This is a genomic window from Streptomyces lasalocidi (assembly GCF_005280215.1).
Taxonomy (GTDB): domain Bacteria; phylum Actinomycetota; class Actinomycetes; order Streptomycetales; family Streptomycetaceae; genus Streptomyces; species Streptomyces longwoodensis.
The window spans coordinates 771,566-786,034 of the sequence record NZ_SZNQ01000001.1 but is presented as its reverse complement, the minus strand read 5'-3'; the positions used below and the strand labels follow the sequence as shown (position 1 = coordinate 786,034).

Genomic DNA, 14,469 nt, shown 5'->3' with positions numbered 1-14,469 from the left:
GGCGCCATGGAAGAGCGCGCATTCGGCAGGTCCGGTCAGCATGCATCCGTCGTCGGCCTCGGCACCTGGCAGCTCGGCGCCGACTGGGGCGACGTCGACGACAAGGAGGCCCTGTCCGTCCTGGAGGCGGCGGCCGAGTCGGGGGTGACCTTCTTCGACACCGCCGACGTCTACGGCGACGGGCGCAGCGAGCAGACCATCGCCGCGTTCCTCAGCGGCCGCCCCGACCTGCACGTGATGGTGGCCACCAAGATGGGCCGCCGCGTCGAGCAGCTCCCCGAGAACTACGTCCTGGACAACTTCCGCGCCTGGAACGACCGTTCCCGCCGCAACCTCGGGGTCGACCGCATCGACCTGGTCCAGCTGCACTGCCCGCCCACCCCCGTGTACTCCTCAGACGAGGTCTTCGACGCCCTCGACACCCTCGTCGAGGAGGAGCGCATCGCCCACTACGGCGTCAGCGTCGAGACCGCCGCCGAGGCGCTCACCGCGATCGCCCGGCCCGGCGTCGCCAGCGTGCAGATCATCCTCAACCCGTTCCGCATGAAGCCCCTGTACGAGGTGCTCCCCGCGGCCCGCGCGGCCGGCGTCGGCATCATCGCGCGCGTGCCGCTGGCCTCCGGGCTGCTGTCCGGCAAGTACACCAAGGACACCGTCTTCCCGGAGAACGACCACCGCACCTACAACCGGCACGGCGAGTCCTTCGACCAGGGGGAGACCTTCTCCGGCGTCGACTACGAGACCGGCGTCGAGGCCGCCGTCGAGTTCTCCTCCCTCGCCCCCGAGGGGTACACCCCGGCCCAGCTCGCCCTGCGGTGGATCATCGACCAGCCCGGGGTCACCACCGTGATCCCCGGCGCCCGCTCGCCCGAGCAGGCCCGCGCCAACGCGGCCGCCGCCCGGCTGCCCGAGCTGTCCGGACAGACGCTCGCCGCCGTGCGGGACCTGTACGAGCGCCGCATCAAGGACCAGGTCGAGGGCCGCTGGTAGCCGTCGTCGCAGCACGCCGAGAGCACGGCCGCCGGCCCCCGGGGAGACCTCCCACGGGTCGGTCGGCCGACCGACGAGAAGATCGCCGTCCACGGGGTAGGCGGTAGAGCAGACGAACAGGCTCTGAACCCGGGGAGGACGGACCGTGACGGTCATAGGCAACGACGCCGAACGAAGAAGAGGGCGCAACGAGACCGAGGAGGAGCGCGCCGACCGGATGTGGGGCGAGCTCATCCAGGAGATCCGCGTCGCCCAGACCGGTGTGCAGATCCTCTTCGGCTTCCTGCTGACCGTCGTGTTCACCCCGCGCTACGCCCGCCTGGAGGACGTGGACCAGGTCATCTACATCGTCACCGTGGTCCTCGGCGCCTGTGCGACCGGCGCCCTCATCGGCCCGGTGTCCCTGCACCGCCTGGTCTCCGGCCGGCGGGTCAAGCCGCAGGCGGTTCAGTGGGCGTCCCGGCTGACCGTGGTCGGCCTGGTCCTGCTGCTGGCCACCATGACCGCCTCGCTGCTGCTCATCCTGCGCGTCGCCACGCACGACGCCTTCGTGCCGTACCTGGTGGCCGCCGTGGTCGCGTGGTACGGCCTGTGCTGGTTCATCCTGCCGCTGTGGACCCGGCGCCGCTACACCTCGCAATGACGCGTCGGCGCCGCCGCGCCCGGTGCCGCCCGCCGCAGTGAGCGGTCCAGCGGGGTCAGCGGTCCAGCGCGGCGAGCTGCCGGTCGTGCAGCCGCCCGAGGACCAGCACCGAGACGGTGGCGCCGATCAGCGCGCAGAACATGTCCCACTGGGTGTCCCACACATCGCCCTGGGTGGCGAGGAAGGCGTCGGCCGCCTGGCCGCCGATCACGGCGGCCGCCCACTCGAACATCTCGAACAGGGCGCTGAAGGCCAGGCACGCGCACACCGTCAGCGGCGCCAGCCAGCGGCTGCCGCGCAGCGGGGAGGTACGGCTGAGCAGCTCCCGCACCAGGATCGCGGGCACGAACCCCTGCATCAGGTGCCCGAAGCGGTCGTACGGGTTGCGGTCCAGGCCGAAGGCGTCGCGCGCCCAGTCGCCCAGCGGCACGCGCGCGTAGGTGTAGTGCCCGCCCAGGGCCAGCACCAGCGCGTGGACCGCGAGCAGCCCGCACAGCAGCCCGGTGAGCGGGAACCGCCGCCAGGTCAGCACCACCAGCGGCAGCCCGACCAGCGCCCACACCGTCTCCAGCAGCCAGGTGGTGGGGTCGTACGCGTGCCAGGCGGACAGGGCCAGTCCGGTGACGACCACGGCCGCCGAGAGGGCGGGCAGGACGCGGCGCGGGGCGGCGAGCACGAGGGACATCGAGGGCTCCTTGTCGGCCATTGCTTCGGAGCCCTCATCGTGGCGGCGGCGCCGCGGCGGCGGCATGAGTACGGCTACTCAGCCGCCTCCCGCCGCCGCACTCGCCGTGCCCGGCCGACCCTCAGGCGAACGCCTCGCGCAGGGCGGGCAGCAGGGTCTTCTCCGACCAGTCCAGGAACGGCTCCTGCGCGTCCCCGCCGATCTGCACCAGGGCGACCTCGTCGAAGCCCGCCTCCACGTAGGGCCGTACGGCCTCCACGAACGCCTCCGGGTCGTCGCCGCACGGGATGGACGCGGCCACGTCGTCGGGCCTCACGAACTGCGTGGCCGCCTCGAACGAGTCCGGGTGCGGCAGTTCGGCGTTCACCTTCCAGCCGCTGCCGAACCAGCGGAACTGCGCGTGCGCCCGCTTCACGGCCGTGTCCCGGTCGGTGTCGTAGCAGACCGGCAGCTGGCCCACCCGGGGCTTGCCCGCGCCGCCGTGCCGGTCGAACGCCTCCAGCAGGCCGGACTTCGGCTCGGTGGCGATGACCAGGTCCGCGAAGCGCCCGGCCAGCCGGCAGGACTGCTCGCCGGAGACCGCGATCCCGATGGGCGGCGGCTCGTCCGGCAGGTCCCACAGCCGGGCCGAATCGACGTCGAAGTGGGCGCCGTGCCGCGTGACGTGGCCGCCCTTGAACAGCGCCTGGATGATCTCCACGGCCTCCTCGAGCATCTCGTGCCGCACGTCCACGGGCGGCCAGCCGCCGCCCACCACGTGCTCGTTGAGGTTCTCCCCGGAGCCCAGGCCGAGCCGGAACCGGCCGCCGGACAGCAGCTGCATGGTCGCCGCCTTCTGCGCGACCACGGCCGGGTGGTAGCGGACGCTCGGGCACGTCACATAGGTCATCAGCGGGATGCGTGTGGTCGCCTGCGCGGCGGCCCCCAGGACGCTCCAGGCGTACGGCGCGTGGCCCTGCGCGCGCAGCCACGGGAAGTAGTGGTCCGAGGTCACCGAGAAGTCGTACCCGACTTCCTCGGCCCGCACCACGTGCCCGACGAGCTCACGGGGGCCCGCCTGCTCGGTCATCATCGTGTATCCGATTCGCACCATGGGCTCCGGGTCCCCGGACCGGGGCCGGGGAAAACGGCCCGGCCCGGCGCGGATCCGTCGTATCTCACACGGCACCCCCGTCGAAACCGCCCCGCCGTCCACGTGAGGATGTGGGCATGACACTGCCCCAGAGCACCCCCGGCGCCCAGGGCGTCGACGCCTCCGGTGTCCTCGCCTTCCTCGACGCCGTCGAGACGGCCCCCGGCATCGAGCCGCACAGCCTGATGGTCCTGCGCCACGGGCACCTCGTCGCCGCCGGCTGGTGGGCCCCGTACACGCCGGAGCGCCGCCGGCTGCTGTACTCGGTCAGCAAGAGCTTCACCGCCACGGCCGCCGGTCTCGCCGTCGACGAGGGACTCGTCCGCCTCGACGACCCGGTCCTGTCGTACTTCCCGGAGCTGGACGCCGAGATCACCGACCCGCGCAGCCGCGCGCTGCGCGTCCGGCACGTGGCGGCGATGGCGAGCGGGCACGCCGCCGAGACCCTGGACCGGGCCCGCGCCCTGGACCCCGGGGACCTCGTGCGCGGCCTCCTGCTGCTGCCGCCCGACCAGGACCCCGGCACGGTGTTCGCCTACAATCAGCCCGCCACGTACGCGCTCGCCGCGATCGTCCAGCGCGTCACCGGCCAGCCCCTCACCGCGTACCTGCGCCCCCGGCTGCTCGATCCGCTGGGCATCGGCGACGTCGCCTGGCTGCGCGACCGCTCCGGCCGCGAGCTGGGCTTCAGCGGTCTGCACGCCCCGACCGACGCGCTCGCCCGGCTGGGCCTGCTGTACCTGGGCCGCGGGGAGTGGCGGGGACGCCGGCTGCTGTCCGAGCGGTGGGTCGCCGAGGCGACGCGGGAACACGTCGCGACGGCCGGGGCGATGGGCGACGGCGAGGGCGACCGGCAGGACTGGGACCTGGGCTACGGCTTCCAGTTCTGGCGCTCCCGGCACGGATACCGCGCCGACGGCGCCTACGGCCAGTTCGCCCTGGTGCTGCCCGAGCACGACGCCGTGGTCGCGCTGACCGCGGCGGCCACCGACACGCAGGGCCTGCTGCGCCTGGTCTGGGACCACCTGCTGCCCGCCTTCCGGCCCGCCCCTGTCACCGGGCGCGAGGACGCCGAGGCCGCCCTGGCCGAGCGCCTGACCGGGCTCGCCCTGGCACCGGTGTCCGGCAAGACGGCACCGCCGGACCGGGCCGACGCCTGGTCGGGCGCCGCGTTCACGCCGGGCGACGGCGGGTGCGCCGACGTGCCCGGCCTGACCGGTGCCGTGGTCGCCCCGGGGCCGGACGGCTGGACGGTGACGCTCACCGAGGCCGGTCAGCCGCTGGAGCTGCGGCTCGGTGCGGGCGGCTGGTCCGTGACCGAGCGGCCGCTGCCCCTCGCGGTCAGCGGCGGCTGGAGCGACGGCGACCGCCTCGCCGTGGACGTCGTGTTCCTGGAGACCCCGCACCGGCTGCGCGTGACCTGCACCCTGCCCGACCGCACGCTCAGCGCCCGCTGGGACACCACCCCGCTGCACGGCCCGGCCCTGCACCGGATGCGCGCGCCGAGCTGAGGGCGGGGCCCGCGGCTGCGCCTGTCAGGTCCCGGCCGGCCGGAACGTCCGCAGCACGGTGGCCAGCGCCTGCTCGTTCCCCGGCCGGTCCCAGTCCCCGGCGGGCGTGGTCCAGCGCAGCGAGAAGCCGCGGTGCCCGCCGAGCAGGAACCCCCGGCCGAGGGTCCGCACCCGGGTGCCGTCGACGTCCGTCAGCCACTCCATGTCGGCGGCCCGGTACCCCTGGTATGTCGTCGCCCGGATCTCCCCGAGGCGCCGGAACCCGGCGAGCCGGCGGAGCAGGGGCTCGACGTCCTCGCGCCACACGGCGACCGGGTCAGGCCCGACCCGCTCGCTGTAGGTGACCGCGAGCGTGCGCGGGTCGTCCCGCGCGCCGAAGGTGACCCGGTAGGCGAGGCCGGCCTGGCGCGCGGTGTCCAGGCGCCGCCAGCCGTCGGGCAGCGCGACGGAGAAGCCCTCGGGGGCGCGGTACAGCGTGAAGCCGGCCGGGAGGGCGCCGCCCGAGGGTGCCGGGGCCGGGCCGGTGGACGCGGACGGCCCTGAGGACGGCGTGGACGGCGCTGGTGGGGTGGCCGGGGCCGACGCGGACGCGTCCGGGGCGGAGGGCGACGGGGCAGGGGGCGACGAGGCCGACGCCCGGCCCGGGCCGCCGTCGGACGCCCCGTCGTCGGTGCCCGGCAGCTGCCGCGTCACGGCGAGCGCGGCCACCGCCACGGTGACGACGGCCAGTACGGTGCCCACCGCCATGACCCGGCCGCCACGGCGCGGGCCCGCCCGGCGGGCGGCCCCGTACGCGCGCCGCAGCCCGCGCGCGTACAGCGCGTGCGGGTCGGCGTCCAGGACGCGGGCCAGCGCCGCGCGCACCTCGGCCCGGTTGGGCCGTTCCCGGGATTCCTTGCGCAGCAGGCCCTGCACCGTCGGGCCGAGCGGCCCCGCGCGCAGCGGGGTGCGCAACGGCAGCCGGTCGACGCCCCGCAGCGTCGCCCCGGGCCGGTCGCGGTCCCGGTACGGGGGCCGGCCCTCGACCATCGCGTACAGCATCGCGCCCAGCGCCCACAGGTCGGCGGCGGGCCCGATCCGCTCGTCACGGGCCTGCTCGGGCGAGGCGTACGACGGCGCGGCGACGCGCGGCACGAGGCCCGCCCCGGCGAGACCGAAGCCGGTCAGCACCACGGGCCCCTGCTCGCGCACGAACACCTGGCCGGGGCTCAGCTCGCCGTGGGTGATGCCCTGCGCGTGGGCGGCCTCCAGCACCTCGAGGACCTCCAGCCCGACGGCCGCCGCCCGGACCGGGTGGAAGGCGCCCTCCTGCTCCAGCAGCTGGCCCAGCGGCCGGCCGTCGATCCACTCGGTGACGGTCCACAGCGCGGTGCGCTCCACGACCGCGTCCAGCACGGCGGCGATCCGGCCGGGGCACAGCCGGGCCATCGTCCGGGACATGCGCACCACCCGCTCGGCGGCCCGGCGCATGTCCTCCTCGCCGGTCTCCGGGGGCAGCCGGGTCCGGGTGACCAGACAGGGGCGGCCCCGCGCACCGCCGTCGGTGTCCTCGCCGTACCAGCTGACGCGGTGCGTCTCCCGGTGCACGACGTCGAGGAGCCGGTACTTCCCGGCGACCACCTGGTGCGTGGAGCCGTGCGCCTCGGCCATGGTCATCCCTCGCTGAACCCCGGACTCTGCTTGCCCAGTGGTACGACGGCCGGGACGGCGAGCGTTCAAAGGAACCACACATCCGGCGCGATTCCTGTCTTTTGTTCAGTCAGCCCCGAAGCGCCGAGGCCCCGAAGCCCGGAAACCCGTCAGCTCGGTCAGCGCAGCCCGAAGCGCTCCGCCCACCCCAGGACGTCGCCGGTCGTGGCGTTGCCGCCGCACACCACGAGGCCGAGCCGAGCCCCCTCACCGACCCGCTCCAGGACCCGGCGGGCGGCCGGCAGCAGACAGCCCGCCGCCGGCTCGGTCCACAGCTTCGCGTGCTCCGCGAAGTCGAGCGTGCCCGCCACCGCCTCCCGGTCGGACACCACCAGCACCTCGTCGACCAGCTCCGAGACGTGCGCGTAGGTCAGCTCGGAGACCGCCGGGGCGCTGAGCGTGGACACCACCGACGAGAGGGCGACCGGCACCGGGCCGCCCGCCGCCAGCGCCCGCGACATCGCCTCGGCGCCCTCGGTCTCCACGCCCCAGATCCGCACCCCGGGCCGCCGGGCGCGCAGCGCGGCGGCGACGCCGGAGATCAGCCCGCCGCCCCCGATGCTGACCAGCACGTCGGTGAGGTCACCGGCGTCCTCGGCGAACTCCAGACCCACCGTGCCCTGGCCCGCGACGACCAGCGGATCGTCGAACGGGTGGACCAGCGTGAGCCCTTCGTCGCGCAGCCGGCCCACCAGCTGGAAGGCGCCGTCCATGGTGTCGGTGAGCCGAACCGACGCGCCCGCCGCCTCGGCGATCCGCACGGCGCGGGCCGGTGCCGAGCGCGGCATGACGATCGTGGCCTTCACGTGGAGCGCCCCGGCCATGTGGGCCACGGCGATCCCGTGGTTGCCGCCGCTGACCGCGACGACGCCCGCGGCCCGCTCGGCCTCGCTCAGCGAGAGCAGCTTGGCCGTCGCGCCGCGCGACTTGAACGAGCCGGTGCGCTGGAGCAGTTCGAGCTTCGCGGTGACGGGGGCGCCGAGCAGCGCCGTGAGCCCGGGGCCCGGCACGGTGGGCGTGCGGATCACGTGTCCGGCGATCAGGTCGGCGGCGGCTTCGATGTCGGAGATGCCGATCAAGGCGGTTCACCCTTCCGGCGCGGAACGGAGATCCGCGCCCGAGGGCACCCTGACCCCGGGCGGGGCCCCAGGTCAACCGTGGTCCGCACCCGCCCCGCCCCCGCTCAGCCCGCCGCGACCGCCCCGGGCGTGATCAGCCCCTCCCGGTAGGCGATCGCGACCGCCTCGGTGCGGCTGCCCGCGCCCAGCTTCGCCAGGATGTTGGAGACGTGGACGCTGGCCGTCTTGCCGCTGATGAACAGCTCCTCGCCGATCTGCCGGTTGCTGCGCCCGAGCGCCAGCAGCCGCAGCACGTCGCCCTCCCGGGCCGTGAGCACCGACGCCCGCGCGGGCGCGCCCGCGCCCTCGCCCAGCCGTCCCCGGCGGACCAGCGCGTCCACCCGATCCAGCAGGGGCCCCGCTCCCAGCCGTACGGCCGTCTCCCGCACGGCGCGGGCCTCCCCGGCCGCCTCCTCGCGCCGCTCGGCCACCAGCAGCGCCTCCGCGTACCGCAGCCGGCAGCGCGCCCGCTCGTAGGCGTCGCCGTAGGCGAACGCGGTGACGGCCTTCTCCCACACCGCCGGGTCGGGACCGGTCACCGCACGGGCCTCCTCCGCCTCGGCGCGGGCCAGCCAGGCCATGCCCTCCGGGCCCTGCGGCCGGCCCGTCACTCCGCGCAGCGCCCGCTCGCGGGCCAGGTCGGCCAGCTCCCGCGCCGTGCCCGCCCACCGGCTCGCCGCGTCCTCGTCGCCGGTGAGGCGCGCCTCCACCGCGGCGTCGGCGACCGCGGCGAGGGCGAGCGCGGCCAGCCGCACCGCCACGTCCGGGCCGGTGCCCGAGACGTCGGTCAGGGCGTCCACCGTCGTGCGCACCTGGGCCACCGCCGCCTCGGCGTCCCCGCGCAGGGCGGCCGCGTCGGTCAGCGCGATGCCCGCGACCAGCGTGGCCATCCAGTCGAACGGCCCGTCGAGCAGCGCGCGCGCCCGGTCGGCGGCGCGGTCCAGCTCCCCGCGCGCCAGCGCCACGTGCAGCGCCGGCGCCACGGTGTATCCGCCCGACGCGGGCAGCACCGCCGCGTCCGCCTCCGCCGCCTCGACGCACGCGTCCCAGCGGCCCAGTGTGTACAGCACCACCAGGTGCAGGTACCGCATCTCCATCGGGTACGGCGACGACGACAGCCCCGCCCGGCGGGCCCGGTCGAGCCCCTCGGCGAGCCACGGCAGGCTCTCCTCCAGCTCCCCGGACTCGTAGGCGCCGACGGCCAGGTTGTACAGCGCACGCAGCTCCACGGGCGCGTTGCCCGCGCGCCGGGCCAGCTCCCGGGCCTCGGTCAGCCGGGCCCGGCCCTCGGGCGAACGGCGGCCGTCGCCCTCCAGGTTGGCGAGCGAGACCAGCAGGTCGGCCTGCGCGTCGGTCACCCTCAGCCGCTCGGCGACGGCCAGCGCGCGCCGGCCGACCCGCAGGGCGGTGTCGTCGTCGCCGACCTGCCGCGCCGCCAGCACGTGCGTGGCCGCCGCCCACACCCACGTCGGGGACGGCGGCTCGGCGGGGATCATCTCCAGCGCCTCGCTGCTGTAGGCGTAGGCGGCCCTGAGGCTGTCGACGCCGATGAGGTTCCCGGCGAGCGTGTAGCGCACGCGGGCGGCGAGTTCGGAGTCGGCGTCCTGCCCGACGCCCGCCAGCGCGGCCCGGGTCAGCGACACCGCGCGGTGCGACTCCCCGGCGTGCGCGGCCGCGGCCGAGGCCCGCAGCATCAGCGTGACCCGGTCGACAACGTCGCCCGCCGGCCGCTCGGCCGCGGGCACCGCCTCCCACAGGTCCAGCGCCGCCTCCAGGTGCCGCAGTTCCTCGGCGGGCGCGCCGACCCGCTGGGCGTGGCCCGCGGCCTCCAGGGAGGCGGCGAGCGCCGCGGCCGGGTCGTGGCTCTCGCGGTAGTGGTGGGCGCGCTCGGCCGCGGTGTCCGCCGCGGGGCCCCGCCCGGCCAGCAGCCGCGCGAACGCGCCGTGCAGGCGCGCCCGTTCGCCCGGCAGCAGGTCGCCGTAGACCGCCTCGCGCGCGAGGGCGTGCCGGAAGCTGTAGGTGTCGCGCTCCCCGGCGACCAGCAGTTGGTGGCCGACGGCCTCGCGCAGCGCCGACTCCAGCGCGTCGTCGGGCAGTCCGACCGCGTCCCGCAGCAGGTCGTGCTCCACCCGCCGGCCCGCCACGGCCGCCGTGCGCAGCACCTGCTGGGCGGTGTCGGAGAGTTGCTCCACGCGGATGAGCAGCACGTCGGCGAGCCCGCTCGGCACCCCGCCGCCCTCGGAGCCGGTCGCCGCGACCAGCTCCTCGGCGTAGAAGGCGTTGCCCTCGGCGCGCTCGACGATCCGGCGCACGGTGGCGTCCGGCAGCGGCCGGTCCTCCACCGACCGCACCAGCCGCGCCACCTCGGCGTCGGCCAGCGGCCGCAGTTCCAGGCGCTCGACGGCGGGCAGCCGCACCAGCTCGGCCAGCAGCGGCCGCAGGGGGTGGCGCCGGTGCAGGTCGTCCGCGCGGTAGGAGGCGAGCACCGCCAGCCGGTGGCCCGCCGTGCCGCCCGTGGCCGGCTGGAGCACGCCCCGGCTGAGCAGGAACCGCAGCAGGTCCCGGGAGGACTGGTCCGCCCAGTGCAGGTCCTCCAGCACCAGCAGGACCGGCGCCGCGTCCGACAGGTCGGCGAACAGCGCGGCCGTCCCCTCGAACAGCCGCAGCCGCCCGCCCACGTCCCGTACGGCGTCGGGTGCGCCGCCGAGCATGCGCTCGGCCTCGGGGTGCGCGGCGAGCACCGGCGCCAGCCGCTCGTCGGCGGCCACCGCGCCCAGCACCTCGGTGAACGGCAGGTACGGCAGGCCCACGTCGCCGAGGTCGACGCAGTGCCCGGTCAGCACCGTCACCCCGGAGCGCGCCGCCCGGCCGGCGATCTCGGTCAGCATCCGGGTCTTGCCCACGCCCGCGTCCCCGGCGACCAGGACGGCCCGGGCCTCCCCGGCCCGCGCGCGCTCCAGCACCCGGGACAGCCGGGCCACTTCCTCGTCCCGGCCGATGAGCGGGGTGCCGAACGTCTGCGCCACGTCCCCATCCTGGCACGCGGCACCGACAGTGCCCGGGGGCGAGCCGGCGCCGTCCCCCTCCGGCGGGCGCGGGGCCGTGCGGGAGGCGGGCGTCACCGATGCAGCGCGCCGGCCCAGTCCGCCGGAACCCGTCCCGCGGGACCCGGGGCGGGCTGGTCGGCGGGGTGGCTCGCGGGCCCGGCCAGCTCCGGCCCGGAGTCGTACAGCTCCTCGGTGGAGTAGTCCCAGAACCACCCCTCGCCCGGCTCGAAGCTCTGCACCACGGGGTGCCCGGTGGCCCGGAAGTGCGCCGTGGCGTGCTGGGCGGGGGAGGAGTCGCAGCAGCCGACGTGCCCGCACCGGGCGCAGCGCCGCAGGTGGAACCACCAGCCGCCGTCGGCGTCGCACTCCACGCAGCCGTCGCCGCTCGGCGGAACGCTCGGGTCGATCGCGTCGGGCTGGGTCATACCGGCTCCTCGGTGGTCTCGGTCTCGGGTGCGGTCTCGGGCTCCGGCGCGGTCAGCGGCAGCAGCACCTGGAAACGGGTGTCGCCCGGCACCGACTCGACCTGGAGGCTGCCGTGGTGCTTGTTGACGACGATCCGCCAGGAGATGTCCAGGCCGAGGCCGGTGCCCTCACCGACCGGCTTGGTGGTGAAGAACGGGTCGAAGATGCGGCCGCGGATGTCGGGCGGTACCCCGGGCCCGGTGTCGCGGAACTCGACCAGCACCCGGTCGCCGTCCCGCGCGGTGCGCACGGTGAGCGTGCCGCCGCCCCCGTCGCCGTTCATGGCGAAGACGGCGTTGTCGATCAGGTTCGTCCACACCTGGTTGAGCTCCGCCGGGTAGGCGGGGACCGGCGGGAGCGTGCGGTCGTAGTCCTTGACCACCTGGATGCGCTGCCCGATCTTCCCGGACAGCATCACCAGCGTGCTGTCGAGCAGTTCGTGGACGTCGACCACCCGGTAGGGGGCGCGGTCGAGCTGCGAGTACTGCTTGGCGGCGTCCACGAGGTGCGAGATGCGGGTCGTGGAGTCCTCGATCTCGTCCATCAACAGCTCGGTCTCGACCGTGTAGTTGAGCCACCCGACCGCCCCGGGCAGGATCTCCTCGTCCACCGCGGCGGCGACCTGCTCCAGCCAGTCCACGTCGAGTCCGGCCTGCACGAAGGTCGGCGCGATCCGCCAGCCCTCGGCGATGTCGTGGTCGTCGAGCCAGTCGGTGAGGGTGTCCTCCCGGTCGGACGCCTCCAGGGGGCTCAACACCGGAGCCTTGGCGACCCGTTCGGCCGTGCGCTCCTGGATCTCGATGAGCCGGGCCAGCGCCTCGGGGTCGTACGCCCCGGAGGCGATGACGCCGAGCTTGTGCCGCATCTTCGCCACCCGCTCGCGCAGCGTGGACGTGGCGCGGACGGCGGCGGCCGCCGGGTTGTTCAGCTCGTGGGTGAGGCCGGCCGACAGCGAGCCGAGGGCGAGCAGCCGTTCGCGCTGCCCGATGGCCCGCTGGGTGTTCTTCGACCCGAAGAACAGGCCCTCCAGCAGGTGCGCGGCCATCGGGAACCACTCCTGCATGACCGCCGCGAACGACTCGGCGGGCAGCACGAAGAACCGCGTCGGCTCGGTCACCCGCATCGAGTTGTTGTAGACCTGCGGCACCCGGTCCCCGAGGTAGGCCTGCATGGCGCCCGCGTACACCCCGCGCTGCGAGGTGCGGCTGACCTCGACGTCGTCGCCGCCGACCCGGCGGGAGAGCACCACGGTGCCCTCGATCATCGTGTAGAAGCAGGTCGCCGGGTCGCCCTCGGTGTAGACGGGACCCGGCTCGAACCGCTCCACCCGGCCCTCGGCACACAGCCGGCCCAGCTGCTCGGGGGACAGCTTCTCGAACAGGAACAGGGAGCCGACCTCACCGGGGCTGCACGGCATCGGCTGCCCGCTCATGACTGCTCCAGGTAGCGGTGGACGAGCATCACGGCCATGGCTCCCTCTCCCACGGCGGACGCCACGCGCTTGGCGGACTCCGCCCGCGCGTCGCCCGCCACGAACACGCCGGGGACGTTGGTCTCCAGGTGGTACGGCGGCCGGTCCAGCTCCCAGCCGGCCGGCGGGCGCCCGTCGGTGGTCAGGTCGGGCCCGGCCAGGATGAACCCGCGCGGGTCGCGCAGCACCGTGCCGTCCAGCCAGTCGGTCAGCGGCGCGGCGCCGATGAACACGAACAGCCACTGCGCGTCGACCAGTTCGCTCTCCCCGGTGTCCACGTCGCGCAGCGTCAGCTGCTCCAGCCGCTCGGGCCCGTGGGCGGACTCGACGACGGTCCGGGCGCGCACCGAGATGTTCGGCGCCTCCTCGATCTGCTGGATCAGGTAGTGCGACATCGACGCCGACAGGTCGGGTCCGCGCACCAGCAGCGTCACCGACTTGGCGCCCTTGGCGAGGTACATCGCCGCCTGCCCGGCCGAGTTGGCGCCGCCCACGATGTAGACGTCCTGGCCCTGGCAGGCGGGCGCCTCGGTGAGCGCCGAGCCGTAGTACACCCCGCAGCCGGTGAGGGTGTCGCAGCCGGGCGCCGTCAGCTGGCGGTAGGACACGCCGGTCGCGAGGATCACGCTGTGCGCCGCGATCGCCGAGCCGTCGGAGAAGCGGACCACCCGGGCGGCGCCGTTGATCTCCAGACCGGTCACCTCGCGGGCGGTGAGGATCTCGGCGCCGAACTTGGCGGCCTGCCGCCGGGCCCGGTCGGTGAGCTGGGCGCCCGAGACGCCGTCGGGGAAGCCGAGGTAGTTCTCGATGCGGGAGCTCTGCCCCGCCTGCCCGCCGGTGGCCGACCGCTCCACCAGCACCGTGCGCAGGCCCTCCGAGGCCCCGTACACGGCCGCGCCGAGGCCCGCCGGGCCGCCGCCGATCACGATCAGGTCGTAGAACTCGGCGGTCGGGGTCGTCGCCAGGCCGACGTGCGCGGCCAGCTCGGGCGGGTCCGGCTCGACGAGGGCGCCGCCGTCGGGGGTGACGACCAGCGGCAGCCGCCGCCCGTCCTGCCCGGCCGCCTTCAGCAGCCGCTGCCCCTCGGGCTCGTCGGAGGAGTACCAGCGGTAGGGCACCTGGTTGCGGGCCAGGAACTCGCGGACCTCCGAGGACCGCGCCGACCAGCGGTGCCCGACCACCTTGGTGCTGGGCACCGGCCGGTGGTCGCTGGTGCGCCAGGCCTCCAGCAGGTCGTCCACCACCGGGTAGAGCTTCTCCTCCGGCGGGTCCCACGGCTTGAGCAGGTAGTGGTCGAGGTCGACGACGTTGATCGCGTCGATCGCCGCGTTGGTGTCCGCGTACGCGGTCAGCAGCACCCGGCGCGCGCCCGGGTAGACGTCCAGCGCCTGCTCCAGGAACTCGATGCCGTTCATCTGCGGCATCCGGTAGTCGGCGAGGATCACGGCGACCAGGTCACCGCGCAGCTTCAGCTCGCGCAGCGCGTCCAGCGCCGACTCGCCGGACTCCGCGCGCACGACGCGGTACGAGGCGCCGTAGCGGCGCCTGAGGTCACGGGCGACGGCACGGGAGACACCCGGGTCGTCGTCCACGGTCAGGATGACGGTCCGCGCGGTCTCGGCGGCCTGTGCCATACGTCTCCCACCCCGAGTGATCGGCAGTGCGGCCGGTGACCCGCCCGGGTCCCCGTGCCGGCTCGTTGCCCATCGTATGTTCGA

Annotated in this window: 11 protein-coding genes; 3 read left to right on the top strand and 8 right to left on the bottom strand. The window is 75.3% G+C overall.

Annotated features, from left to right (window positions below; all coding sequences use genetic code 11):
- Positions 1–6 precede the first annotated feature (6 nt).
- Both E4U91_RS03340 and E4U91_RS03335 read left to right on the top strand, forming a co-directional pair.
- Positions 7–990 (top strand): aldo/keto reductase, encoded by a 984-nt coding sequence (locus E4U91_RS03340; RefSeq protein WP_137305134.1) that lies wholly within the window; start codon positions 7–9, stop codon positions 988–990.
- A 217-nt stretch (positions 991–1,207) separates the two neighbouring features.
- Positions 1,208–1,633 (top strand): DUF6328 family protein, encoded by a 426-nt coding sequence (locus tag E4U91_RS03335; protein WP_137300126.1) that lies wholly within the window; start codon positions 1,208–1,210, stop codon positions 1,631–1,633.
- Between the two features lie 55 nt (positions 1,634–1,688).
- Here the strand turns inward: E4U91_RS03335 and E4U91_RS03330 are convergent, their stop codons facing one another.
- Both E4U91_RS03330 and E4U91_RS03325 read right to left on the bottom strand, forming a co-directional pair.
- Positions 1,689–2,318, bottom strand: a complete 630-nt coding sequence (locus E4U91_RS03330) for a DUF2238 domain-containing protein (protein WP_137305133.1) — start codon at positions 2,316–2,318, stop codon at positions 1,689–1,691.
- A 121-nt stretch (positions 2,319–2,439) separates the two neighbouring features.
- Positions 2,440–3,411, bottom strand: coding sequence for an LLM class F420-dependent oxidoreductase (locus tag E4U91_RS03325; RefSeq protein ID WP_137305132.1), 972 nt, complete (start codon positions 3,409–3,411; stop codon positions 2,440–2,442).
- Between the two features lie 116 nt (positions 3,412–3,527).
- Here E4U91_RS03325 and E4U91_RS03320 point away from each other — a divergent pair, with 116 nt between their 5' ends.
- Entirely contained in the window at positions 3,528–4,961 is a 1,434-nt protein-coding gene (locus E4U91_RS03320; protein ID WP_137305131.1) for a serine hydrolase domain-containing protein, read from the top strand.
- 24 nt (positions 4,962–4,985) lie between these two features.
- Here E4U91_RS03320 and E4U91_RS03315 read toward each other — a convergent pair whose 3' ends face one another.
- From E4U91_RS03315 to E4U91_RS03290, 6 genes are all read right to left on the bottom strand, one after another.
- Positions 4,986–6,617: a serine/threonine-protein kinase gene (locus E4U91_RS03315; RefSeq protein WP_137305130.1), complete on the bottom strand. Its 1,632-nt coding sequence runs from the start codon at positions 6,615–6,617 to the stop codon at positions 4,986–4,988.
- Between the two features lie 152 nt (positions 6,618–6,769).
- Positions 6,770–7,729: a threonine/serine dehydratase family protein gene (locus tag E4U91_RS03310; protein WP_137305129.1), complete on the bottom strand. Its 960-nt coding sequence runs from the start codon at positions 7,727–7,729 to the stop codon at positions 6,770–6,772.
- A 104-nt stretch (positions 7,730–7,833) separates the two neighbouring features.
- Complete coding sequence (locus E4U91_RS03305; RefSeq protein WP_137305128.1) at positions 7,834–10,794, bottom strand: helix-turn-helix transcriptional regulator; 2,961 nt, start codon at positions 10,792–10,794, stop codon at positions 7,834–7,836.
- Between the two features lie 92 nt (positions 10,795–10,886).
- A complete protein-coding gene (locus tag E4U91_RS03300) occupies positions 10,887–11,240 on the bottom strand; it encodes a UBP-type zinc finger domain-containing protein (RefSeq protein ID WP_137305127.1) in 354 nt (117 codons plus the stop codon).
- Positions 11,237–12,712, bottom strand: a complete 1,476-nt coding sequence (locus E4U91_RS03295; RefSeq protein ID WP_137305126.1) for an ATP-binding protein — start codon at positions 12,710–12,712, stop codon at positions 11,237–11,239. Before E4U91_RS03295 ends, E4U91_RS03300 begins: the two co-directional genes overlap by 4 nt.
- A complete protein-coding gene (locus E4U91_RS03290; RefSeq protein ID WP_137305125.1) occupies positions 12,709–14,385 on the bottom strand; it encodes an NAD(P)/FAD-dependent oxidoreductase in 1,677 nt (558 codons plus the stop codon). The genes E4U91_RS03295 and E4U91_RS03290 overlap by 4 nt, the downstream gene beginning before the upstream one ends.
- Between the last annotated feature and the right edge of the window lie 84 nt (positions 14,386–14,469).

Excerpts from the sequence above, each read along its gene's own strand:
- E4U91_RS03325 (WP_137305132.1), bottom strand. The coding sequence starts at position 3,411 with ATGGTGCGAATCGGATACACGATGATGACCGAGCAGGCGGGCCCCCGT.
- E4U91_RS03295 (WP_137305126.1), bottom strand. The coding sequence starts at position 12,712 with ATGAGCGGGCAGCCGATGCCGTGCAGCCCCGGTGAGGTCGGCTCCCTG.
- E4U91_RS03340 (WP_137305134.1), top strand. The coding sequence starts at position 7 with ATGGAAGAGCGCGCATTCGGCAGGTCCGGTCAGCATGCATCCGTCGTC.
- E4U91_RS03335 (WP_137300126.1), top strand. The coding sequence starts at position 1,208 with ATGTGGGGCGAGCTCATCCAGGAGATCCGCGTCGCCCAGACCGGTGTG.
- E4U91_RS03315 (WP_137305130.1), bottom strand. The coding sequence starts at position 6,617 with ATGACCATGGCCGAGGCGCACGGCTCCACGCACCAGGTGGTCGCCGGG.
- E4U91_RS03300 (WP_137305127.1), bottom strand. The coding sequence starts at position 11,240 with ATGACCCAGCCCGACGCGATCGACCCGAGCGTTCCGCCGAGCGGCGAC.
- E4U91_RS03320 (WP_137305131.1), top strand. The coding sequence starts at position 3,528 with ATGACACTGCCCCAGAGCACCCCCGGCGCCCAGGGCGTCGACGCCTCC.
- E4U91_RS03290 (WP_137305125.1), bottom strand. The coding sequence starts at position 14,385 with ATGGCACAGGCCGCCGAGACCGCGCGGACCGTCATCCTGACCGTGGAC.
- E4U91_RS03330 (WP_137305133.1), bottom strand. The coding sequence starts at position 2,318 with ATGTCCCTCGTGCTCGCCGCCCCGCGCCGCGTCCTGCCCGCCCTCTCG.